This is a genomic window from Pikeienuella piscinae, from assembly GCF_011044155.1.
Taxonomy (GTDB): domain Bacteria; phylum Pseudomonadota; class Alphaproteobacteria; order Rhodobacterales; family Rhodobacteraceae; genus Pikeienuella; species Pikeienuella piscinae.
In genome coordinates this window covers 3,014,248-3,033,089 of record NZ_CP049056.1, presented here as the reverse complement: position 1 = coordinate 3,033,089, position 18,842 = coordinate 3,014,248, and the positions used below count along the sequence as shown (strand labels likewise).

At 64.2% G+C, this 18,842-nt stretch carries 22 protein-coding genes; 6 read left to right on the top strand and 16 right to left on the bottom strand.

Going from position 1 to position 18,842, the window contains the following annotated elements:
• Nucleotides 1–26 precede the first annotated feature (26 nt).
• Complete coding sequence (locus G5B40_RS14425; protein WP_093359427.1) at nucleotides 27–881, top strand: cation efflux transmembrane domain-containing protein; 855 nt, start codon at nucleotides 27–29, stop codon at nucleotides 879–881.
• A gap of 69 nt (nucleotides 882–950) precedes the next feature.
• Here the strand turns inward: G5B40_RS14425 and G5B40_RS14420 are convergent, their stop codons facing one another.
• The 4 genes from G5B40_RS14420 to G5B40_RS14405 form a co-directional block, all read right to left on the bottom strand.
• Entirely contained in the window at nucleotides 951–1,580 is a 630-nt protein-coding gene (locus G5B40_RS14420; RefSeq protein WP_165103698.1) for a DUF6441 family protein, read from the bottom strand.
• Nucleotides 1,581–1,585: 5 nt separating this feature from the next.
• Complete coding sequence (locus G5B40_RS14415) at nucleotides 1,586–1,897, bottom strand: head-tail joining protein (protein ID WP_165099902.1); 312 nt, start codon at nucleotides 1,895–1,897, stop codon at nucleotides 1,586–1,588.
• Entirely contained in the window at nucleotides 1,897–2,232 is a 336-nt protein-coding gene (locus G5B40_RS14410; RefSeq protein ID WP_165099900.1) for a DUF2190 family protein, read from the bottom strand. The genes G5B40_RS14415 and G5B40_RS14410 overlap by 1 nt, the downstream gene beginning before the upstream one ends.
• A 77-nt stretch (nucleotides 2,233–2,309) precedes the next feature.
• Nucleotides 2,310–4,364 (bottom strand): prohead protease/major capsid protein fusion protein, encoded by a 2,055-nt coding sequence (locus G5B40_RS14405; protein ID WP_165099898.1) that lies wholly within the window; start codon nucleotides 4,362–4,364, stop codon nucleotides 2,310–2,312.
• A gap of 146 nt (nucleotides 4,365–4,510) precedes the next feature.
• Here G5B40_RS14405 and G5B40_RS14400 point away from each other — a divergent pair, with 146 nt between their 5' ends.
• Entirely contained in the window at nucleotides 4,511–5,011 is a 501-nt protein-coding gene (locus tag G5B40_RS14400) for a hypothetical protein (protein ID WP_165099896.1), read from the top strand.
• A gap of 23 nt (nucleotides 5,012–5,034) precedes the next feature.
• On the opposite strand, the gene G5B40_RS14395 is transcribed toward G5B40_RS14400, so the two are convergent.
• Genes G5B40_RS14395 through G5B40_RS14380 form a run of 4 tightly spaced genes read right to left on the bottom strand, consistent with a single transcriptional unit; the run spans nucleotide 5,035 to nucleotide 9,248 of the window.
• The gene (locus tag G5B40_RS14395; protein ID WP_165099894.1) at nucleotides 5,035–6,531 is read right to left on the bottom strand and encodes a phage portal protein; all 1,497 of its coding nucleotides are present in this window, start codon (nucleotides 6,529–6,531) and stop codon (nucleotides 5,035–5,037) included.
• Nucleotides 6,531–6,740, bottom strand: coding sequence for a phage head-tail joining protein (locus tag G5B40_RS14390; RefSeq protein ID WP_165099892.1), 210 nt, complete (start codon nucleotides 6,738–6,740; stop codon nucleotides 6,531–6,533). The genes G5B40_RS14395 and G5B40_RS14390 overlap by 1 nt, the downstream gene beginning before the upstream one ends.
• A 2-nt stretch (nucleotides 6,741–6,742) precedes the next feature.
• Entirely contained in the window at nucleotides 6,743–8,740 is a 1,998-nt protein-coding gene (locus G5B40_RS14385; RefSeq protein WP_179961582.1) for a phage terminase large subunit family protein, read from the bottom strand.
• Nucleotides 8,688–9,248 carry a hypothetical protein gene (locus G5B40_RS14380; RefSeq protein ID WP_165099890.1) on the bottom strand — a complete coding sequence of 187 codons (561 nt, stop codon included), beginning with the start codon at nucleotides 9,246–9,248 and terminating at the stop codon, nucleotides 8,688–8,690. Before G5B40_RS14380 ends, G5B40_RS14385 begins: the two co-directional genes overlap by 53 nt.
• A gap of 111 nt (nucleotides 9,249–9,359) precedes the next feature.
• Between G5B40_RS14380 and G5B40_RS14375 the strand changes: the two genes are divergently transcribed.
• From G5B40_RS14375 to G5B40_RS14365, 3 genes are all read left to right on the top strand, one after another.
• A complete protein-coding gene (locus G5B40_RS14375; protein WP_165099888.1) occupies nucleotides 9,360–9,629 on the top strand; it encodes a hypothetical protein in 270 nt (89 codons plus the stop codon).
• A gap of 14 nt (nucleotides 9,630–9,643) precedes the next feature.
• Nucleotides 9,644–9,862 (top strand): hypothetical protein, encoded by a 219-nt coding sequence (locus G5B40_RS14370; RefSeq protein ID WP_165099886.1) that lies wholly within the window; start codon nucleotides 9,644–9,646, stop codon nucleotides 9,860–9,862.
• Between the two features lie 95 nt (nucleotides 9,863–9,957).
• Entirely contained in the window at nucleotides 9,958–10,521 is a 564-nt protein-coding gene (locus G5B40_RS14365; RefSeq protein WP_165099884.1) for a DUF3489 domain-containing protein, read from the top strand.
• Between the two features lie 53 nt (nucleotides 10,522–10,574).
• Here G5B40_RS14365 and G5B40_RS14360 read toward each other — a convergent pair whose 3' ends face one another.
• Together G5B40_RS14360 and G5B40_RS14355 are read right to left on the bottom strand one after the other, a co-directional pair.
• Nucleotides 10,575–10,799, bottom strand: a complete 225-nt coding sequence (locus G5B40_RS14360) for a DUF7220 family protein (RefSeq protein ID WP_165099882.1) — start codon at nucleotides 10,797–10,799, stop codon at nucleotides 10,575–10,577.
• Nucleotides 10,796–12,124 (bottom strand): site-specific DNA-methyltransferase, encoded by a 1,329-nt coding sequence (locus tag G5B40_RS14355; protein ID WP_165103692.1) that lies wholly within the window; start codon nucleotides 12,122–12,124, stop codon nucleotides 10,796–10,798. Before G5B40_RS14355 ends, G5B40_RS14360 begins: the two co-directional genes overlap by 4 nt.
• A 594-nt stretch (nucleotides 12,125–12,718) precedes the next feature.
• On the opposite strand from G5B40_RS14355, the gene G5B40_RS14350 reads away from it, so the two are divergent.
• Nucleotides 12,719–13,963 (top strand): hypothetical protein, encoded by a 1,245-nt coding sequence (locus tag G5B40_RS14350; RefSeq protein WP_165099880.1) that lies wholly within the window; start codon nucleotides 12,719–12,721, stop codon nucleotides 13,961–13,963.
• Between the two features lie 65 nt (nucleotides 13,964–14,028).
• On the opposite strand, the gene G5B40_RS14345 is transcribed toward G5B40_RS14350, so the two are convergent.
• Genes G5B40_RS14345 through G5B40_RS14320 form a run of 6 tightly spaced genes read right to left on the bottom strand, consistent with a single transcriptional unit; the run spans nucleotide 14,029 to nucleotide 18,780 of the window.
• Nucleotides 14,029–14,451 carry a DUF6362 family protein gene (locus tag G5B40_RS14345; RefSeq protein ID WP_165099878.1) on the bottom strand — a complete coding sequence of 141 codons (423 nt, stop codon included), beginning with the start codon at nucleotides 14,449–14,451 and terminating at the stop codon, nucleotides 14,029–14,031.
• Nucleotides 14,444–14,647, bottom strand: a complete 204-nt coding sequence (locus G5B40_RS14340; protein ID WP_425500066.1) for a hypothetical protein — start codon at nucleotides 14,645–14,647, stop codon at nucleotides 14,444–14,446. The genes G5B40_RS14345 and G5B40_RS14340 overlap by 8 nt, the downstream gene beginning before the upstream one ends.
• On the bottom strand, nucleotides 14,644–15,525 hold the full coding sequence (locus tag G5B40_RS21555; RefSeq protein WP_425500065.1) for a hypothetical protein: 882 nt from the start codon (nucleotides 15,523–15,525) through the stop codon (nucleotides 14,644–14,646). Before G5B40_RS21555 ends, G5B40_RS14340 begins: the two co-directional genes overlap by 4 nt.
• The gene (locus tag G5B40_RS14330) at nucleotides 15,522–17,816 is read right to left on the bottom strand and encodes an AAA family ATPase (protein WP_211907335.1); all 2,295 of its coding nucleotides are present in this window, start codon (nucleotides 17,814–17,816) and stop codon (nucleotides 15,522–15,524) included. The genes G5B40_RS21555 and G5B40_RS14330 overlap by 4 nt, the downstream gene beginning before the upstream one ends.
• Complete coding sequence (locus G5B40_RS14325) at nucleotides 17,813–18,580, bottom strand: hypothetical protein (RefSeq protein WP_165099873.1); 768 nt, start codon at nucleotides 18,578–18,580, stop codon at nucleotides 17,813–17,815. Before G5B40_RS14325 ends, G5B40_RS14330 begins: the two co-directional genes overlap by 4 nt.
• Nucleotides 18,580–18,780 (bottom strand): DUF6511 domain-containing protein, encoded by a 201-nt coding sequence (locus G5B40_RS14320; RefSeq protein ID WP_139084982.1) that lies wholly within the window; start codon nucleotides 18,778–18,780, stop codon nucleotides 18,580–18,582. The genes G5B40_RS14325 and G5B40_RS14320 overlap by 1 nt, the downstream gene beginning before the upstream one ends.
• Nucleotides 18,781–18,842: the final 62 nt, after the last annotated feature.

The following is an 18,842-nucleotide window of genomic DNA, read 5'->3' as shown; positions in this document are numbered from 1 at the left end:
ATCAAGATAGCAGGACCAATGCAAGCATGGCCAATGCCCAAGGCGCCGAACCGACCGCAGATGTCGCATCTTTCCGCTACCGCGTCTCCGGAATGGATTGCGCCAAGGATGCCGCCCAGATCGAGCGGGCCGCGCAGTCGGCGGGCGTGGCGCCGGAGGCAGTAAAGGTCTCCTCCGCCACCCACATCTTGACGTTGAACGTCCCCGAAGCGCGGCTGTCCGAGATCGAACGGGCCGTGGCCGCGACCGGCTACGGGTTCGATCGCATCGAAGCGGGCGACGACGAAGCGCAGGAGGGCGCAGCTTACCAAGACCCGGCCTATCGGCGCGCGCTCTGGATCGTGGTAATTCTCAACGTCGGGTATGGCATTGCGGAGATGATCGGCGGCTTCATTTCCGGATCGCAGGCCGTGAAGGCCGACGCGCTCGATTTCATTGGCGACGGCCTCATCACCTTTCTGGGCCTTCTGGCAATCGGTTGGAGCATTGTCTGGCGGGCGCGATCCGCCCTGATCCAAGGCATCTTCCTTGGCGTTCTGGGCCTTGGGGTTCTTGGGACGACGATCTGGCGCGCCTTTACCCAGACGACGCCGGACGCCGGTCTCATGGGGCTATTCGGTCTCATCGCTCTCGTGGTCAACGTCCTCGCGGTCCTGCCGCTGCTGCGGTTTCGCAAGGGTGACGCGAACATGCGGGCCGTCTGGCTCTTTTCGCGCAACGACGCGATCGGCAATGCGGCCGTGGTTGTGGCCGCGGCCCTCGTCGCGTGGCTGGGCAGCGCATGGCCCGACCTGATCGTCGCGTTCGGGATTGCGGGACTATTCCTGCATTCGTCCTGGTCGATTATCCGCGACGCGCGGGCTGATCTGAAGACAACTTGATGCTATCAGTTCGAAGCGGCCATCGCGGACATCGTCGAATAAGCGCAAGGCCCGCCACAGCAGTCATCTTCAGAACCTCTGCTCCACCCAGCTCGCCACGATCAGCCCCGGCACACCGTCCACTGCGCGCTCCGCATCCCGCGCCAGGTCCAGCCGCTTCGGCAGCTTCACCTGCGGCACCAGCAGGAAGATCGGCGCGGTGACCTTGCCGCGGCCGGTCTTCGACCGCGACACGACCGCTTGACCCTTCGTATTCAACCGTCCTTCCGCCACCAGCAAGCTCGGGCCCGTGCGGCGATAGACGAAGCGCAGGCGCAGCCCGCGCCGTCGTTCCCATTCGCCGGGCGTGATGCGGCCGCCGCGCAGGGATTTGCCAGCAGCTGGCAGCGGGATCGCCAGCCAGAACCCGTCTTTCGAGCGGATCAGCGGGCCGGTGTCATGCGCGCCGACGATGACCGGCGCTTTCGACCAGACCAGCGCCGCGGCGTCGAGGCTCTCGCCCGACCTCGGGAAGTTCTGGCTGCGGATCGAGTTGGCGAGCCGGGGGCCGAGCCCCGCGCCGGTGATCTGCAACCGCCAGGCCGACTTCAGCCCTGTCCCGGCCTCGCGCATCGCGGCGGTCACGGCGCTTTCGCCCGCTGTCACCTCGGCTTGCATCATCGCGACGATGTCGGGATCGATGTCGAGCTTCAGTTTCATAGCGGTCAAGCGGGCCTCAGATCGACGGTCCACACGAGTCGCTCGCGGTCGCGGACGGGCTCGCCTTGGAAAAGGAAGGCCTCTCCTTCGATCTCGATCCGGTCGCCGGGGCGCGGTTCCGGTACCTCGGCCACCTGCAGATCAACGCGCGTGGTCTCGGACCAGATCCTTGTATCGCCGAAATCCGTGACCGCGTCCGCACGGCGGGCGACGACGCGCACCAGAAGAGGCGCGCCGCCCTCAGGCGTGTAGACCGCATCCCGGCCAATGTTCAGATCGGCGAAGAGCGCGCTGACGGCGGCGGCGAAGGCGCTCATCAGAACGCGCCGTTCAACCGCACTCGGCCGGTGGTGTCACCGGCCCCGCCCGCGACTGCCTCGGTGGCGACGCCGATAAGCGTGTTCGAGGTGGCCACGTTGGTGGTGCGCTTGTTGGTGTCGTCCCAGTAGATCCTGGCACCCGCGGTCCAGGCCTGCGAGCCGATCTTGGTGATGTCGAAGACGCCGGTGAGAGCGGTCTCGACGGGTTCGCCGAGGGCGGCGGTGCCCGAGGCAAGGCCGAAGATGGAACCTACGAGCAGGCCATCGCCGGAAGTGACTGCATAGGGTGCGGTCAGGGTGATGGTGTTGCCGGGCTGGACGAAGTTTTTCATGGGGAGGATCCTCTGGGAAAGACGAAGGGCGGCCCGTCAGGACCACCCGTGTGTCAGGGTTCAGCATAGGGTGCGGCTTATGCGCCCGGATTTTTGTAGAGGCCGCGCCAGTCGATGGCCTTGGCGCCGAAGTCGAGGCGGCACTTGATCTCGACCCCGTCGACGTCGAAGCCGTTGCGGGTCTCGATGTAGGCGCCCTGCTGACCCTCGAGATAGGCGTACTCGATGGTGTCGATCTGGTTCGGGCTGGCCGCCAGATACCAGGCGGTCTCGCTGGCGGCGTCGAGCCGGGGCTCGCTGATCGGCGCGAGCGTGCGGATCGACTGCGGCACGACGCTGGACGTCGCGGCGGGCACGAGGTTCTGCGCGACCAGCTGCTCGGCCTTCAGTTCCAGCGAGGCGGGCACGATCAGAAAGGCGGGGCGGACGTTCAGCACCGTTTTCTTGTCGAGACCCGTCTGCTTGGCCATTGCCGCCCGGGCCGCGCCAACCGCCTCCACCGCCAGCGCCGCGCCGGTCCCTGCGAGGTTCTTGTGGCTGGTGTGGAACAGCGCACTGCCATCGGCCATGGCTGGGTTGGCGGTGATGATGCCCCAGACCACGTCCGACTCCAGCTGCGCGATGGAGTTGCCGTACATCGCCGGGATCCGGGTGAAGGCGTCGAGATCGTCGTTGATCAGCGTCTGGCGGGTGATCGCGACCACCCGGCCATAGGTTTTGACCTTGTAGCTCTCCTTGCTCTCGCCGAGCGTCCCGCGCTTGAACTCGCCGCTCTCACCGACCTCCAGCAGCTGTGGGGCTTCACCGAGCTGCACCCGGTGCATCGCCTTGAAGTCCGTGGCGAGCACCTGGCGGCAGAACAGCATGAACGTCCGGGGATAGGCGTCATAGGCCTGCCGAAGGGTCTTGTTGGTGACCGCCGACAGGATCTCCGGGAAGTCGGACGTCGAATGCAACGCCCGCGTCGCCACCTCATCGCGAGACAGGCCGCGCGTATTCACCCCGGCATTGCCGAGGCTTTCACGGGCCAGTTCCATGAGCGTCATGCCGCGATACTGGCGCGCGGCGTCCTCGAGTTGGAAGAGCGTCGGGCTGTATCGGTGCAGCAGCGCATTGGCCACGGCATCGCGGCGGGTGATCTGCTCGTCGCGGCCGCCGAGCGGAATCGACACCTGGCTGAAGGTGCGGGTTTCCTCAGATTTCGCGGCCACCTGATCGAGGATCAGACGGCGGGCCTCGCCGATATCCGTGCCGCGTTTCACCAGATCCTCGGCAAAGCTGCGTTCGAGGTTCAGGCGGCCCGCCAGGTCATAGATCGTGGAGACTCGGTCGCGTTCGGTTTCGCGGGCGCGGGTCGCGACAGCTTCGGTATCGGGTGCTGCGGCGGCTTCGGGTTTATGCGGTTTCGATTGCGCGCGGGTCTGGGCGGCAGCGACCTTCGGCTCAGCTACAGGCGTCTTGGGTTCAGTCATAGTGGTGTCCTCGGTCGCGACTGTGTCGCTGGGCTGGTCTTTGGCCTCTGCGGCAGGGGCGTTGGGTTTGTCCTTCATCGGGATGGCTCCTGTTTGGGTGGGTGAGACGTCCCGGCGATGGAGGACGCAGTCGTGAAGTGGGGATTGGGCGCGGAACCCCGCGGCAGGGTCCGCGCCAACGGGCACGGCGGACACCTCGAATGGTGTCCAGTCCACCGCGCGCCAAAGCTCGCGGGCCGCTTCGGGTTTGGACACTTCGAACCGATGGACCTGGTAGCCGATGGAGACCGCGCGGATGTGGCCGGCCTGGATGTCGCGCCAGATTGGTTCGACATCAGCGCGCTCGCTGATCCTGACCTGAGCAATGCCGCGACCGTTTTCGATCCGCGCCGAACCCGGCACGACCGAGCCGATCACCGCATCCAGCGTGTCGATCTCGTGCACCTTCAGAAACGGTGCGCCCGCGTTCAGCCGATCCAGCCGCACATGGGTCGGGTCAAGGCTGAGCTCTTCGTCATAGGGCTCGCCAAACAGTGTCGAACGGCGGACCCGAGCCCCCGCTGACCAAATCACCTCGACGGTGCGGGAGTCGGAATCAGCTGAGTTTGGCGCAAGCTCCGCCGACCGGCGCAGGGCCGGTAGTTCGATCATTGTGTCCATAAGGGGTTCCTGAGTTGCCGGTCCTAATGCCCTTGGGTCTGAGTAAACCGCTGGCTAGTCACTAAATCTGATCTAGACGATCTAGATTGACATTCCATCCTACTTCATCTAGATCGGATTTAAATGATTAAGAATGGAGAAACAAAATGCCGAACCTCGTCACAAATCCAGGCAGCGCGCTCGAAGCAATCAAGACATTAAATGACAGCCTGCCGGAGTATCCGGGACTGGCGGACCGATTGGGCCAAGCCCACGCATTCTATGTCTTGGAAGAAGCAGGCGGACCACTTTTCGGCTTCTCCAAGTTTGTCGGCTATGATGGGTTGTCCCCAGACGACTACCTTCGTGACTACAAGTCACTCGATGGCCGCAACACCGAGCACGCTCTTTCCAAATGGTTTGATGAGCTCCGTTTTGGCTCACCAGCCTATGAGGATCTCTTCGAGAAACTCACGATTTGGCTTGCCGAATTTGGCAAGCGCCCCCGCGGCGGAGATGCGCAAAAGGTTCGGCTTATGGTATTGCGGCCGGAGTTTCGTGAACCGACATCCTCCGCAGATGAAGACAGGAGGCTCCTCGAACTAATGCTCGCTGTTGCCGACATACTTCCAGCCAATCAACGGCACGAACTAAGAGCAGCGCTGTAAGGGCAAGTGACCGAAGGCTTAGTTTATTTTTGCTCGCGCGTTGCAGCCTCGAACGTGTCTCCGGACTGCGCGCTGCCGGTTTTGGTGACGCGGCGCGGGTCACTGTCGAGCACCAGCCCAAGCGCATCGAGTTTGGCATTTGTGGCTGCGATTTCCGCCAGCACCGCGTCGGGGTTGCGGCCCTGCCGGGCGATCACCTCGGCCAGCGTCATGGTGCCCGAGCGGATCGACAGCAGGTTTGCCATCGCGTCCTTCTGCGGATCGACTGCTTCGAACTTCGGCGGCGACCATTCGACCGGCACATCCGGCGTCGGGATCTGTCCCGCCGCCCAAGCGGCTTCCGTGAACCAGCGCCATACGGGTGCGCAGAACATCGGGATGAAGAGCTGCCACTGCACCGCGTCGATCTGGCGGCGGAACTCCACCAGCCCCGCCCGGATCGAGGAATAGTTGACCTGGCTGAGATCGCCGGTCAGCAGCTCGTAGGGCACCCGGAACCCGGCCGAGATGGTATGGAGGCTGGCCCGCTTGTATTCGCCATAGCCGCCTGTGGCCGAAGGCTGGTTGAACCGGATGTCCTTGCCGCCGCGGGCATAGGCAATGAGCCCCGGCTCGAACTGCTCCACCCGATTGCCGTCGGCGTCGACCACGGAGGGCGCAATGCCCTGCTGGGCCTCGTCGTCGCCGAAGACGATGGCCGTGACGCAGGCCTCGGTCTTCTTGCGGACCAGTTCGGCGACTTCGTAGTCGTCGAGGTCGCGCAAGCTGCGGATCACCGGCGCGCCCCAGGGAACGCCGCGCGCCTGCGTCCGCTGCTTTTCATAGACGTGGGCGATCTCGGTCGCTGGGACCGGACGGCTCTGCAGGCCGTTCTGCAGCGCGCCATAGGCATCACCTGGATGCTCGGCGTGGAGCCAATAGGCCCGGCGCTTTCCGACCGGGTCGAACTCGATCCCTTGCACAAGGCGTCCAGCACCGAGCGCGCCGGATTTCGTGGCGTCGAGGAAATCGGCCTCCAGCACCTGCATTTGCAGCGGGACCGGCAAGCCGTCGCTCGCGCGCCGCAGCCTGCGGCGCACCAGCACCTCGCCCGCCTCGATCATCTCGCGGCAGATCAGCGTCTGCAGACCGTAGAAGTCGAGCTGGCCATCGGCATCGGCCGTGTCCGACCACCGCGCGAAAAGCGCATCGACCTTACGGTCCAGCGTATCATTGCCACTGGCGGCGCGCGGCATGATGCCCGCACCGACGATGTTGTTCACCAGAACCGCCACGGCCTTTGCCGCATGCGGATTGTTACGCACCAGATCGCGCATCCGGTCCCTTAAGAGCGCTCCGGCAACGCCAACCTCGGTGTCGGCCGAGGTGCCCGGCGCGCGCCAGCCTTCGGTGCGCCGCCCTTTGGCCGCGCCATCATAGCCCCGCGTCAGCGACTCGAACGCTTGCCTGGCGAGAACACGGCGGGCCGCAGTACGCGGGGCCACCGCGGCAATCGCTTGGTCAAACCAGTTCGCGGACATCAGCGATCTCCCCGCGAGAAGCCCGCGAGACCGGCGATCGGCAATGGCCGAGTCGTCCCCGCGAAAGCCCGCTCAATCGTGCGGATGCGCGACAGCAAATCCTCGGATGAGCCGTAGTCGACGGACTTGCCGTCATAGCTGACCCGGGTCGTCCCACTGGCATAGGCCCTGCGCAGCGCCGACAGTTCGGTTTCCGTCCAATCGGTCATGTTCAGAACCATCCTCCGCGCCGTCCGAGCCAGTCGGACTGGCGTTTGCCCTGTGATTTCTGCGCTTGCCTGTTGATCTGCCCTGCGGGATCTGCAGAGGCGTCGACGACGCCGAGTTGATCCTCGAGGTCGCGCCATTTCTCGTCGGGCCAGCGGTCTGCCCCCGCGATCCAGGCGGCGGCGCGGGCATAGACCCGGCAATCCAGCGCCTCGTTGCGTTCGCGCAGCTTTTGCCATTCCAGCCGCGCGAAGCCGCGCTTGGTGCGCACGGTGACCAACTGCTCGGCGACGAACTGCTTCAGCCATTCATTCTCGACCCAATTCGGCAGGTGAACCGTGCCGGGTGAGAATACCGCGCCGTCGGCGCGTTCCTCGTCGGTTGGTCGTTCCAGCCGCAGGAAGCGATAGGTCTCGGCCTTGAAGGTCGACACCGCCACGGTCCAGAGGCGCGCACCACGCCGCAAACGTTTGCCGCCCTCCGTCGCGTCCACATAAGTCGGCCCAGAAACCGGGCTCGCGCGGTTGAAGCCTTCGACGCCTTTTACGGGGGCCACCTGTGCAAACCCTTGCGCCCGTGACCAGCCATAGACCGCCGGGGCCTCGTAGCCGGTATCGATGGCAAGCCGCGCAATCTTCAGATGCGCGCCATGTTCATGCGGCCAGGTCCGGTCCAGCAGCGCCGTCAGGTCGCCCCAAGCCTCATGCCGGTCGGGACCGCCTTCGATCACGATATGATCGACGAGCCAGCTTTCCAACCCACGGCCCCAGCCCCAGACATCGACCTCGATCCGGTCCTTCTGAACGTCGGCTCCAGCGGTCAGGAACAGCCCACCCGCAGGCACCATGCCCGGTTTCCAGCGCTCGCGCCGGTCATAAAGCCTTTGCCAGTCCGGCGCTTCACCGGTTTCGACCCATGTCTCGCCAAGGATCGTGTTGCGGAAGGCCTTGATCGCCTCGTCCGACCCTTGGGCCGCGTCCCATGCGCGCACGATCCGCTCCCAACTCAGCCAGCCGATCGGCGAATAGAGCGCCGAGAGGTGATACCCGACCGTGGTCGGATCGGCGGCCTTGGCGGTCGCCCGCCATTCGCCCCCCTCCAGCATCGCCGTCTTGTGATGTTCCGCGATGGGCGTCTCGCAGCCCTCGCAGTGATACTCCGCCGTCTCCGGGCGACCTTTCTGCCAGCGAAGCCGCTCGAACTTCAGCCACTGCATTTGCTGACAATGCGGGCATGGCACGAAGAACCGGCGCTGATCGCTTGCCTCGAACTCCCGCTCAATCCGGCTCAGCCCCCGGATGGTCGGAGTTGAGACCAGGAACACCTTGCGCCGATGGGCAAAAGTCAGCGACCGGGCCTCGGCCAGCGTGACCGGATCGCCTTCCTCGTCGGCCGAGGCTGGATAGGCATCGACCTCGTCGAGGAAGATGTAGCGCGCCGGGGTCGAGCGCAGCCCGACCGCCGAGTTCGCGCCCGTCATGATCAGGATGCCGCCCGCGAATTCCTTCGACAGCATGGTGTTGCCTGCGTCGCGCGAGCGCGCGGGCTTCACCCGCTCCCGCAGTTCCGGGCTCTCATCAATCAGCGGATCGATCCGCTGGCGCGAGTTGCGTTTCGCAAGCTCCACCGTTGGCTGGACCGCGAGCATCGGGCCCGGCGCCTGGTGGATCGCGAACCCGATCCAGTTGTTTCCGGCCTCGGTCGCGCCAACCTGCGCGGCCTTCATGAAGACGATCCGCTGTGTCGGGTCGCCGGGCGAAAGCCGGTCCATGATTTCGCCCATGTAGGGCGTGCGGGCGGTGCGATACCGACCCGGTTCTGCCGAAGCGCGCCCCGACAACATGCGGTGCCGATCTGCCCATTCCGACACGGTCAGATCCGGATCCGGCGTAAGGCCCGCGCCCCAGGCGCGCAGGATCTCTACCGCACCGTCGAACTCAAAGGCATCGTCACCGGAGATCAGGTTTGACCTCGGCAAGATCGTCGAGTTGGGCACGGACATGTTTCTCCAGAACCTTCTGCATCGCGGCGGGCTCCACACCCAGATCAGCCGCCATCAACGCCGCCGCCCGCGCGGGCCAGTTGACCCAGACGTCGCGCTCCTGCCGCGCAATGCGGAAGACCAGTGAAAGCGCACGCGCCCGGTCGATCAACTCGCCCTTCAGCTTTTGCAGCCGGAGGCGGCGTTCTTGCGCCTTCAGCACTTCATTTGCCGTCTTGGCCTGCAGGAAGGTGGTTCCGCTGCCAACGGGCGGTGCCGCTAGACCCTGTTCACGCAGGGTTTCGCCAACGGCTGATACGGCCGCCTCGGGGACGGGTTTGAGTTTCGGCTGCGGCGCTTTCCGGGTCTTCGACGGATCGGTCGCTTCAGCGCGCAGAGCATCGCTGGCCACCGCGTCGATGCTGCCATCGGCATGCAGCACCAGCCGCCCAGTCGCCTTGGCCTTCTGGATTGCACCGCGTGAAAGGCCGACGCGGGCGGCGTATTGGCGCTCGCTCAGACCCTCCATTGCGCGCTCCGATTATCATTCAAAATCATGTGCTTATGTAGTTGATAAGCCTCCGCACCAGAGCGAACGTGATCCTACGAAAACGATGCAAATCACAACGGAGCCGCCACGATGACCCACCTGAATCCCCAGACAACGCCCCGCCACCAACTGCGCGCCGAGAAGGTTGCGCGGAACAAGGAAGCAGCGCTCAACGCCTTCATGGGCAAGAAAGCCGAGATCGACGAGATGCTCGCCCGCTTGGCAAGCCTCAGCGACGAGCATTTCAACGCCCACCCCGACGAGATCAACTGGGGCCATGTGGGCACCCTTGAACATTACGCGAGCCTCCTAAAGCGCATCACCGACAGCGCCTTCAGCGAAGGCGAGCACACCGAATGACAGGAGCCAACGCCATGGAAACCAGCACCATCCGCATCGCCATTCGCGGCCTCAACGAGCCTTGGGATACCAGCCGCATCCCGGCGGTTCTGGACGAGATCGAAGCATCGCTCCGCGAGGAAGCCGACATTCCCGCACGCATCACCGCCGACAGCATGACCATCGCCATCGACGTAGCCACCGACCGGCTGCCAGCTGCCACTGCGCTCCTGCGGGATCTCGGGCTGATCTGACCTCGGGCAGACGCCCAAACTCCGGCCGCGCACCCTGCGCGGCTTGGGGTCGTAGAAGACCGCGACGGTCGCGGTCCGAACACGGAGACGACCCCATGACCAAGCTTTCCGACACGCAGACAATCATCCTGTCCCGCGCGGCCCAGAACGAGGACCGCATGGCCCTGCCGCTGCCTAACAGCCTGCGCGGCGGGGCCGCTGCCAAGGTGGCCAGCGCGATGCTCGCGAAGGGCTTCATCGAAGAGGTCGACGCCGACATGCGCAAGGGCGAGCTCGTCTGGCGCGAGACCGGCGACGGCCATGGCGTCACGCTGATCGCCACCGACGCAGGCCTCGCCGCCATCGGCGTCGAGCCCGACGACGCGAACACCGCGCCTGCGGACGCGCCGACCGAGGAGGCCGCGCCGGACGCTCCCACCGGACCCGAAGCCGCGCCCAAGACGCGCACGCCGCGCGAGGGCACCAAGCAGGCCACCCTGATCGCGATGCTGCGGGCACCGGACGGCGCGACCATCGAGGAGATCATGGCCGCCACGAACTGGCAGTCGCACACGGTGCGCGGCGCGATGGCCGGGGCGCTGAAGAAGAAACTCGGGCTCGAGGTGACCTCGGAGAAGGTCGAGGATCGAGGGCGCGTGTACAAACTGCCTGCAGCCTGACGCAAGCGACCCCGAGAAGTTCATGACCGCCGTCCCGCCGGGGCGGCGGTCGATCATTTGGCGCTCCGCATCCGGATCGACTCGAAAACCCGCCGCAAGGCGAAGGACCGGGCGATGCTCACCACCGTGAACACCGCGCCCATCTTCAAGTTCTGCGCCAGCGTCGTGTGCAGCCCGAAGACCGGGAAGATCATGATCTGCGTCACGACCGCGACGCCGTACCCGACGATCACGTTGGCGACGGACTCGATCAGCGACATGGCCCGTGATTGCTTCATGCGGCCGCTTCCTCTTCGTTCGCTGACTGGCCCAGCCGCTCGGCTTTGGACTCGTCGAAGGTCCGACCGTCCCCATCAAGGATCACCTCGCGACCGGTTTCGGCCTGCCAGCGCTCCACGGCGACATCGACATAGGCTGGGCTGATCTCCATCGCGAAGACACGACGACCGTTGGCCTCGCCAGCCATGATCTGCGACCCGGAGCCACAGAACGGCTCGTAACAAAGGCCGCCGCGCGCCACATGCTGGCGCATCGGAATCCCGAAGGCGTCGAGTGGTTTCGGCGTTGGGTGGTCGGGCCGGTCGTCCTTGGCGAAGCTGGGCAGCGCCCAAGTCGACGGTAGGGTTTCCTCGGCCACTTTCGGCGGCCGATTGGGACGGCGCCAGCCCATGAAGCAAGGCTCGTGCTTCCAGAGGTAGTGGGACCGGGTCAGCACGCCGCGGTCTTTCACCCAGATGATCTGCTGGTGAACGAATGCCCCAGCCTTCTCCCAGCAGGCTTCCAGCATCGCCTGACGACGCGAGGCGTGCCAGCAATACCAGGCAGCGTTCTCGGCGATTGCCTCAGCCACTGCGGCGGCGATGAAGCCATCGTACAGTTCCGCACCTTGGCTGCTGTCGTCCCAGGTGGTGCCATAAGACGCCGACCAATCCTTGTTCCGTGTCGGATGGTTCGAGCCGTCGTAGTCGACGAGGTACGGCGGATCGGTCGCGAACAGGATCGCCCGCTCGCCATTCATCAGGCGGCGTACATCGGCAACGCTGGTGCTGTCGCCGCAGAGCAACCGGTGATCGCCGAGGATCCACAGGTCGCCGGTTTGCGATGTCGGATTGCGCGGCGGCTCGGGAATGGTCACCGGCGGCACAGAGCCCCCGGCACCAACTTCGTCGCCATCCTCCTCCGGCACATAGGCCAGCAGCTTGTCCAACTCACCATCGGAAAAACCGACCAGAGATAGATCGTAGTCCTCCGCCAGCAGGTCGTTCAGTTCCGCAGACAGCAGCGCCTCGTCCCAGGTGCCTAGTTCGGTCAGCTTGTTGTCCGCGATCCGGTAAGCCCGCCGCTGCGCCTCGGTCAGATGCCCGAGCACGATCACTGGCGCTTCGGTCAGCCCGAGCTGCGTAGCGGCAAGCACCCGCCCGTGGCCCGCGATCAGCTCGCCATCGTCGGCGACCAAGCACGGCACGGTCCAGCCGAACTCCGCCATGCTCGCGGCGATCTTCGCGACCTGATCCGCGCCATGCGCCTTCGCGTTTTTCGCATAGGGCTGGAGCTTGGCCAGCGGCCAGGTCTCAATCGCGTCCGGGGCAAAGCTCAGCGTCATGATGTCGGTTCGCCTCAATGGGGTGGACTCCGGACACCGGCAGCCAGCCTGGACTCCGCAAAGGGTCCAGCGGCCACCGGGCGTGTCCGGTTTGAAGAGTTTGTTTTGTTGTAGTTTTGAGCAGATCGCGGGTGGATACCCGCTGGGGTGGCTTCCCAAAAAACCGGCCCTGTCGCTGGCGATATTGCGCGCTTCGCCCGCCAGCATACGAATATCGCCAGGAAGGAACCGCGAACTCAATGGGTTAGCCCATCGGACCCCGGCTGGACCCCTCGCTGGATCCCGGAAGCCGCGGCGCGGCTTGTGCCTGCGCGATCCTCTCCCGAGTATATTGCTACAGATAGCGGCTTTGGGGCGATCCGTCTCGCGGTCCGATGTCTCGCAAGAAATTGTCTCACAGGAGAAGCAAGACTTGACAGAACGCGTTGACGATTTGCACCGAGGCTTCTCGTTCCGTGCTGCTTTCTTGCGGTGCGCCAACACCAGCACTAGACACTTAGCCGATGAGGACGCTCGCCCGAGCCTGGTGAAGGCCTATCAGCCTGACGATGAAGCGGAGCCGAGCACCGCCACAAAGAAGAATGTAGGCCAAACATGATCGTCCGGACATCATTTCGTTGCACCACGTGCGGCCAGAACCACACTGTTCGGATCGGCCTCGGTCACGAGCCATATCAAACCCACACTTTTCAATGCACCGGCTGTGGAGAAGAACTGACCGTGGGTCTGCGCGTGATTAAGCCTGAAGGCAGTCCAATCCCGCAATTCCTTGGCGAGCCCGTAGAAAACGTAGAGCAGTCAGACGAGGAAACTGATGCGCCAATTGTAAACGTCGATGCCAACTTCCTTATCCCCTTGGAAGAAAAGCATAAGGATGTAGTCTTTCCGCGGATCACTCAAATGCAGGAAATGATGGAGGTGGCGGAGGGGCATGGGTCGCTCGTTTCCTTCAAGGATTTCCCTGAAAAGTGGCAGAACACTCGACCCTACCGTCCGGCTGACTTTGGCGAGGAGTGGAAGGTCCTGAAGAAATCCTGGAACCTACATCGCAATGGGCACACGAAACTAAGCAAGAGAAAGATCGAAGAAGGATCTGCAGAATTTTACGTCGACGAGCCGCTGAAAAACATTCAAGACTGGTTATGGAGATTTTGCCTGCTGTTCAGCCAGCCAGCATTTGAGAAGCCGTTTCGCGATGCGTTCAAGATCGTACAGGATAACCGTGAGAAACCTGAGTTTAAGGCGTTCTTCAAGGAGTACGAGAACAACCTGGCTCCAAATCGAGCAGATTCATACCTTGCCATAATACGCGAATTTTTTCTAGCTTATAACGACTTCTCCCAAGTCATTTTCCGCGTCAAGCAAGGGCTTGAAATCGATGACAACGCTGGCGTCAACTCTGTACAGTTCGATAAGACGAAGATGTTTTATGGCAACGCATTTGAGACGTTCTCTTCTCTCGTAGATATTCTAGCCTACATCAACAACGTCGCCTCAGGGCGTTCTTTCGACCAGTTTCAAACCTTGACCAGAAAGAAGTATCTCGAGCTAGACAAGTCAGGTCGGTTTGGCCCATTTGATGGAACCCCTGCGCTCGCGAACCTCTGCTTTGAACGAGATAATCAGCTTCGAAACGCGTCTCATCATGCGTCTATCAAGCTGGTCACCCCGGACAACAGGATAGTTTATAGGTCAGGGAAGGGTGGCACCGGACCGGAACAGGAGTTAGGCTATGCTGCATATCTTGCGAAATGCTCAACCCTTTTTCTGCAGATAATCAATCTCTTCCGCTTCGAGATCATGCTCTTTGAGGTGCACGGAAAGAGCTATCCAGCATAATAAACTGCCAATAATCATTCCTGCTGCAGACACCACGTGACAAGAGCTCGGTACTGTCGCCGTTGTCACGTTGCGCCGCGCACAACGAACTGCATCGACCTGTTCCGCGGTGCCGACCGGCCGTTAAGCCGCCATACGATCACGGCGATCCCATATTGCCAGCGTCGGTTCGCCGTTGCCCGACTGATCCCGAGCTCCCAGCAGATCGGCTTCCAAGGCGTACCATTCGCTCGAAGCCAGACGAGCCTTGCGTCGTCCTTCTCGAGCCAGCGCAGCCACAGCATCGCCTCTTCGGCCTGCGTGATCTGGCGCGGGCTCGGCCTTGGCCGCCGCATCTGCGGTTCCTGACCGACCTTGTCGGCGAAGCTGTGGAAGTACTCGGGCCAGGCGTTGAAGAAGCCCTGCGGCATCACGCCCGGCATCTGCCGCATCACGCCCGCCGCAAGTTCAAGCCGATCCTGTACTTGTGCAGTGGTCCACTCACCCATGGCGCGCCTCCCGTTCCCGCTTGCCGTAGAGCCGCTCGCCGAGCTGACGAACCAGTTCACGCTCGGGCCAGGTCAGGCGGTCGTCATCGATGGCGACGGCCAGCAGGCCCTGTTCCTTCCAGCCGTCGCGCTTGACCTCGTCAGGGTTGCGGCGGTGACCGCCATAACCCTTGGGCGTGAACCACATGCCGCTCATTGCACACCTCCCCGGGTCTCCAGCGCCCAGAGCAGGATCGCGATGGCGTCGGCCTCGTTGTCGTCGGCGGGCGAGAAGCCGCGCGCCCGGGCGGCCGCCATCATGGCGTCCTTGTTCGCGTTGCCCTTGCCGGTAGCGTGGCGCTTGATGGTGCCGACCGGTACGCCCTGATAGGCGACGCCCGCGGTCTCAGCCCATGACGTCAGCGTGGCGAGCAGCCCGCCATAGACATGCGCCGCGTCGGTGCCGACGTGCCTGCGAACCTCCTCGAAGTGGATGGCGGTGATGGCTCCAGCATCGTGGGCCAGCTGATCGAGCCAACCCCGGAACCGCAGGTAGCGCATCCCGCCGCCGTCGTAGCGGCTGGGCCGGAAGGACACGGTGCCGCTGGTGATCAGACCGTCCGCCGCCTGCAGGGCCCAGCCGGTCGTGGTGCCGAGATCGAGGGCGAGGACGACAGGCGCGCCGGGGCACGGGGCGCTCATGGGTGTCGGGGTCAGAGATACGTGGGCCATGATCGGCTCCTTTCCGGATTGGTGCTCGATGGGGTGATGGGCGGGACATCCAGCCCTTGAGATTGCCCAGGGGTAGGTGGTGACCCTCCCGCGCTTGGCGGGGAGGTCACCTACCCCTTTAGGGGGGCGTTTTCCGGATTCTGAAATCTGCTCCAAGGCATTGATCCGAAACAGAACTTCCAGAATCTGGAGCAGAATTCGGAAAGAACCTTCCGGATTCTGGAAAGCACCTTCCAAGCCACTGAAATGAAATCGGAAAAGCCAGAATCCAGAATTCGCGCGGGAAGCAGAATCTGCGGATTCTGGCCAGAATCCGAGGCTGCGGAGCCAGAATTCGCGGCGCGGAACGGCGTGAGTTTTCATGCCTCGTCCTCCTCCTGATAGACCCAGACGGAGGGGTTCTCGACGGGCAGGACGGCCCCGGTCTGCGGGCATTTGTAGTGGCTGGGCAGCGCCGGGATCAGCTCCGGCTTGACCTCGCCCGTGTCGGGATCGACGGTCTCGCCGCCCGTGCCGAGCAGCATTCCCTCGACGCAGAGATAGCCATATTTGCTCCGCTCCGCGGCCAGGCCGATGCGCGTGGCGGCGGGGCCGCGGATGAACTTGACCTTGCCCTTGGTGGCGAGAACGCTGAGCCGGTCGTGGACGATGGTCCGCCCGCCAAGCCCCCCGGTATTCTCGAAGGCTTCGGAGAACTGCGCCAATGTGTAGAGCTTGCCGCGTCGCGCCTCCTCGTAGAGCAGGCCGAGAATGACGTCGTGCTTGCGCATGCGCTCGGCGTCATGCTTGGCGCCCACCTCGGCGCGCACGAGGCGCTCGTTCATCGGGTTGATCTCGACCCATTGGCCGCGCACCTTGTCGATCAGCTTCGAGGGCAGCGCGGGGCCGTTGCGCAGTTCGATCTCCAGCTTGCGCTCTGACGCGTCCTCGTCGGGGCGGTGCAGGATGAGGCCGGAGGTGTAGAAGCCCCGCAGCGCGCTGGCGCCCGAAAGCGCGAGGAACGGATCCTCCTTGACCTGATGCTTGCTCAGCTTCTTGGTGTGGTGGATCAGGATGATCCCGCAGTCGGGGTTCACGTGGTCGCGCAACACCTCGACCCGGTCCTTGAGAAAGAACATCATCGCGGCGTTGTCGTTCTCGCCACCGCCGTCAGGTCCGCCGTCGAACAGGTTGCGGATCGGGTCGATGCACAGGATGTCGACAGGCTCGGCCGGGAACGCCTGCTGGATCGCCTGCGCGACCAGCGCGCTGCCACCCTCATCGAGCAGCAGTTTCAGCTTCGGCGTGACGACAAGATTTTCGCGGGCGGCGGCCATCACCTCGGGCGGCAGGCCGATCTGCTGCATGCGCTCGCGCAGATAATGGTACTGGATCTCGGCCTGCAGATAGAACACGCGCAGCGGCCGTGGCGGCGTGAAGCCAAGGAACGGCACACCGGCAGCCATGTGCACCAGCCAGCTGATGACGAGATCGCTCTTGCCAACCTTGGGCGCGCCGCCGAGCACCAGCATGCCGCCCGGGGTCAGGACGCGCGGGCCGATGATGTCGTCAGGCATCGGCGTGCCGTCGTCCAGCAGCGCCCCCAAGGTGAAGGTGGCGATCTTCGTTGCCGCAGGAGCGCCGTCGTTCCGAATGAGCGGCGGGCCGTTCCTCGCGATGTGCAGCGACCAGAGCCGCTCGTATTCGACCCAGAGACGGTCTTTCGGCCAATTCGGCCGGATCATCGCCGCGTTGTATTCGCCGATCGCGCGCCAGGCCTCCTCCCGGCTCATCCGCCCCTCATGCGCCATGCGGACATAGTGTCCGATTGCCATGCTGACGCCTTCGAACCGCGTCCAGGCGTCCTGGCCGCCCTCGCGGACCGGCGTGGTAAGGGCCGCGTCCACGCCGGGTTTCTCGCGCGGCTCGGCCGTCGCCATGCCGACACCGGGCATGGGCGGCATCTCGCTCGCGCGCTCGAGCATGTCGGCCAGATCGAACTCGAGATCGCTGGCTTCACGGATCAGGACGAGCCGTTCCTGTCCGCCCTTGTGATATACCGTGCCGGGCACGCGGATCGGCTGGTGCGCCGAGCGGAAATGCATGTCGCCGCCGACCTTGAGGGCGATATCGCCCCGCAACTGGCAAAGCCGCGCGAGATCGGCGCCTTCGGCAGGCTCGGTCAGCTTCCACCAGACATGGAGCTTGGTCGCGCCATCGGCTGTGCGTCCGCCACTCTCGACGATCAGCGTCGGTCGCCCGAGGTGGCGGACGAGGTGATCGAGCTTGGCGGGGATGTCGCCTGCGTCCAGATCGACCACGACGCTCTGCATCTGCAGGACATCGGCGGCACGCGCCTGTCCGGTTGCCGCCACCGTGCCGGGAATGACATAGACCGCAGCACCCTCGCGTGCGCCCCAGGCGGCGAAGGTGGCGAGCTTGTCGGGCGCCGCGCCGTCCGCGTCGATCCAGATGTTGTGAGGCCGACCGTCCTTGCCCTGACCCTTGTCCACGAAGCCACGGACAGGGATCAGTCCCTCGGAATAGCCGAAGACCACGTCGACGAAGCGCGCGATCTGCGCGGGATCCGGTTCCACGGCGAAGGGATCGGGCAGCGGCGCCGCGTCGTTGAAATCCCGCCACGGGTTGAAGTGGATGATCTTGTCGTCGCTCATGCAGCCAACCCCCAGCACCGTTCGGCATGGGCGCAAAACCGGCATTCGAAGAAGTCGGGGCTTGTGGCGATGCGGGGCAGCAGCTCGCCGGCGTCGGTGGCTTGGAGTATCCGCACCGCGCGGTCGGACATGCGCTGCGCCAGATCCGCATCGAAGAGCACCAGTTCGTGGTGCAGCTCAGCCGTGTCCTTGTTGATCGCCGTGAACAGCGCAGGAGCCGTCGATATCCCCGGCACCGACGGCTCCATGTAGGCTTGGTAGATCGCGATCTGCGCGGCATAGACGGGCTTCGCGACCGTGACGCCGTCCTTGACGCAGGCGCGCCAGTTCTTCGCGTTCATGGTCTTGCATTCCCAGAGCGCCGGGGTGCGGAGACCGAGCGCGGCCGGGGCTGCGGCCACAATCCCGTCGACATGGCCACGGATGCGTCCGCCCGCGACGGAGAATCCGAACTGATCCCCATCGGGCCGATTGCCCTTGCGGGTATAGAGGTCGAGCCCCGCCGCCCGCAGCCAGCGGATCGCCAGATCCTCGAGCTGATGGCCGATGGCGAAGATGCGCAGCGTCCGGCCGCTGAAATCAGCCCCCTCATCCTTGGGCGCGCCTGCGAACTCGAACTGCAGCGCGCGTTCGCAGGCATGCCCCAGACGGGACGCGCCGAGATAGGTTCGGGGCGGCGTAGCCTCCCGCTCGGCGATCAGCGCGGCGTCGACCAGGGTGTTGATCCGCTCGGCCATGGAGGGGCGCGGGTTGAAATCCAGCATCAGAACGGCACCTCGCTCCCGGCGGCGATGCGCGACATCTCGGCGCCATAGCCCTCCAGCACCTCCTCAATCAGGGCGGTGACATCGGTTTCGGTGAGATCGCGCAGCCGCTTGTCCCAGCCGATCAGCTCCATCGTCTGGCCCAGCCGCTTCATCACCAGTGCAATGGCGAGGCGTTCTTCATCAGTGGTTCCCTGCATGGTCAGTCCTTTCCGGTGGCGGGCCGCGAAGAACGCCTGGCAGTGCATCGAGCAGAACCAGC

What these genes read in the sequence shown, in the direction of transcription:
- G5B40_RS14400 (WP_165099896.1), top strand. Translation starts at nt 4,511, where the DNA reads ATGCCGAACCTCGTCACAAATCCAGGCAGCGCGCTCGAAGCAATCAAG.
- G5B40_RS14380 (WP_165099890.1), bottom strand. Translation starts at nt 9,248, where the DNA reads ATGGAGGGTCTGAGCGAGCGCCAATACGCCGCCCGCGTCGGCCTTTCA.
- G5B40_RS14325 (WP_165099873.1), bottom strand. Translation starts at nt 18,580, where the DNA reads ATGCTGGATTTCAACCCGCGCCCCTCCATGGCCGAGCGGATCAACACC.
- G5B40_RS14405 (WP_165099898.1), bottom strand. Translation starts at nt 4,364, where the DNA reads ATGGACACAATGATCGAACTACCGGCCCTGCGCCGGTCGGCGGAGCTT.
- G5B40_RS14410 (WP_165099900.1), bottom strand. Translation starts at nt 2,232, where the DNA reads ATGAAAAACTTCGTCCAGCCCGGCAACACCATCACCCTGACCGCACCC.
- G5B40_RS14395 (WP_165099894.1), bottom strand. Translation starts at nt 6,531, where the DNA reads ATGTCCGCGAACTGGTTTGACCAAGCGATTGCCGCGGTGGCCCCGCGT.
- G5B40_RS14425 (WP_093359427.1), top strand. Translation starts at nt 27, where the DNA reads ATGGCCAATGCCCAAGGCGCCGAACCGACCGCAGATGTCGCATCTTTC.
- G5B40_RS14370 (WP_165099886.1), top strand. Translation starts at nt 9,644, where the DNA reads ATGGAAACCAGCACCATCCGCATCGCCATTCGCGGCCTCAACGAGCCT.
- G5B40_RS14355 (WP_165103692.1), bottom strand. Translation starts at nt 12,124, where the DNA reads ATGACGCTGAGCTTTGCCCCGGACGCGATTGAGACCTGGCCGCTGGCC.
- G5B40_RS14420 (WP_165103698.1), bottom strand. Translation starts at nt 1,580, where the DNA reads ATGAAACTGAAGCTCGACATCGATCCCGACATCGTCGCGATGATGCAA.
- G5B40_RS14345 (WP_165099878.1), bottom strand. Translation starts at nt 14,451, where the DNA reads ATGGGTGAGTGGACCACTGCACAAGTACAGGATCGGCTTGAACTTGCG.
- G5B40_RS14340 (WP_425500066.1), bottom strand. Translation starts at nt 14,647, where the DNA reads ATGAGCGGCATGTGGTTCACGCCCAAGGGTTATGGCGGTCACCGCCGC.
- G5B40_RS14320 (WP_139084982.1), bottom strand. Translation starts at nt 18,780, where the DNA reads ATGCAGGGAACCACTGATGAAGAACGCCTCGCCATTGCACTGGTGATG.
- G5B40_RS14330 (WP_211907335.1), bottom strand. Translation starts at nt 17,816, where the DNA reads ATGAGCGACGACAAGATCATCCACTTCAACCCGTGGCGGGATTTCAAC.
- G5B40_RS14415 (WP_165099902.1), bottom strand. Translation starts at nt 1,897, where the DNA reads ATGAGCGCCTTCGCCGCCGCCGTCAGCGCGCTCTTCGCCGATCTGAAC.
- G5B40_RS14385 (WP_179961582.1), bottom strand. Translation starts at nt 8,740, where the DNA reads ATGTCCGTGCCCAACTCGACGATCTTGCCGAGGTCAAACCTGATCTCC.
- G5B40_RS14365 (WP_165099884.1), top strand. Translation starts at nt 9,958, where the DNA reads ATGACCAAGCTTTCCGACACGCAGACAATCATCCTGTCCCGCGCGGCC.
- G5B40_RS14375 (WP_165099888.1), top strand. Translation starts at nt 9,360, where the DNA reads ATGACCCACCTGAATCCCCAGACAACGCCCCGCCACCAACTGCGCGCC.
- G5B40_RS14350 (WP_165099880.1), top strand. Translation starts at nt 12,719, where the DNA reads ATGATCGTCCGGACATCATTTCGTTGCACCACGTGCGGCCAGAACCAC.
- G5B40_RS14390 (WP_165099892.1), bottom strand. Translation starts at nt 6,740, where the DNA reads ATGACCGATTGGACGGAAACCGAACTGTCGGCGCTGCGCAGGGCCTAT.
- G5B40_RS21555 (WP_425500065.1), bottom strand. Translation starts at nt 15,525, where the DNA reads ATGAAAACTCACGCCGTTCCGCGCCGCGAATTCTGGCTCCGCAGCCTC.
- G5B40_RS14360 (WP_165099882.1), bottom strand. Translation starts at nt 10,799, where the DNA reads ATGAAGCAATCACGGGCCATGTCGCTGATCGAGTCCGTCGCCAACGTG.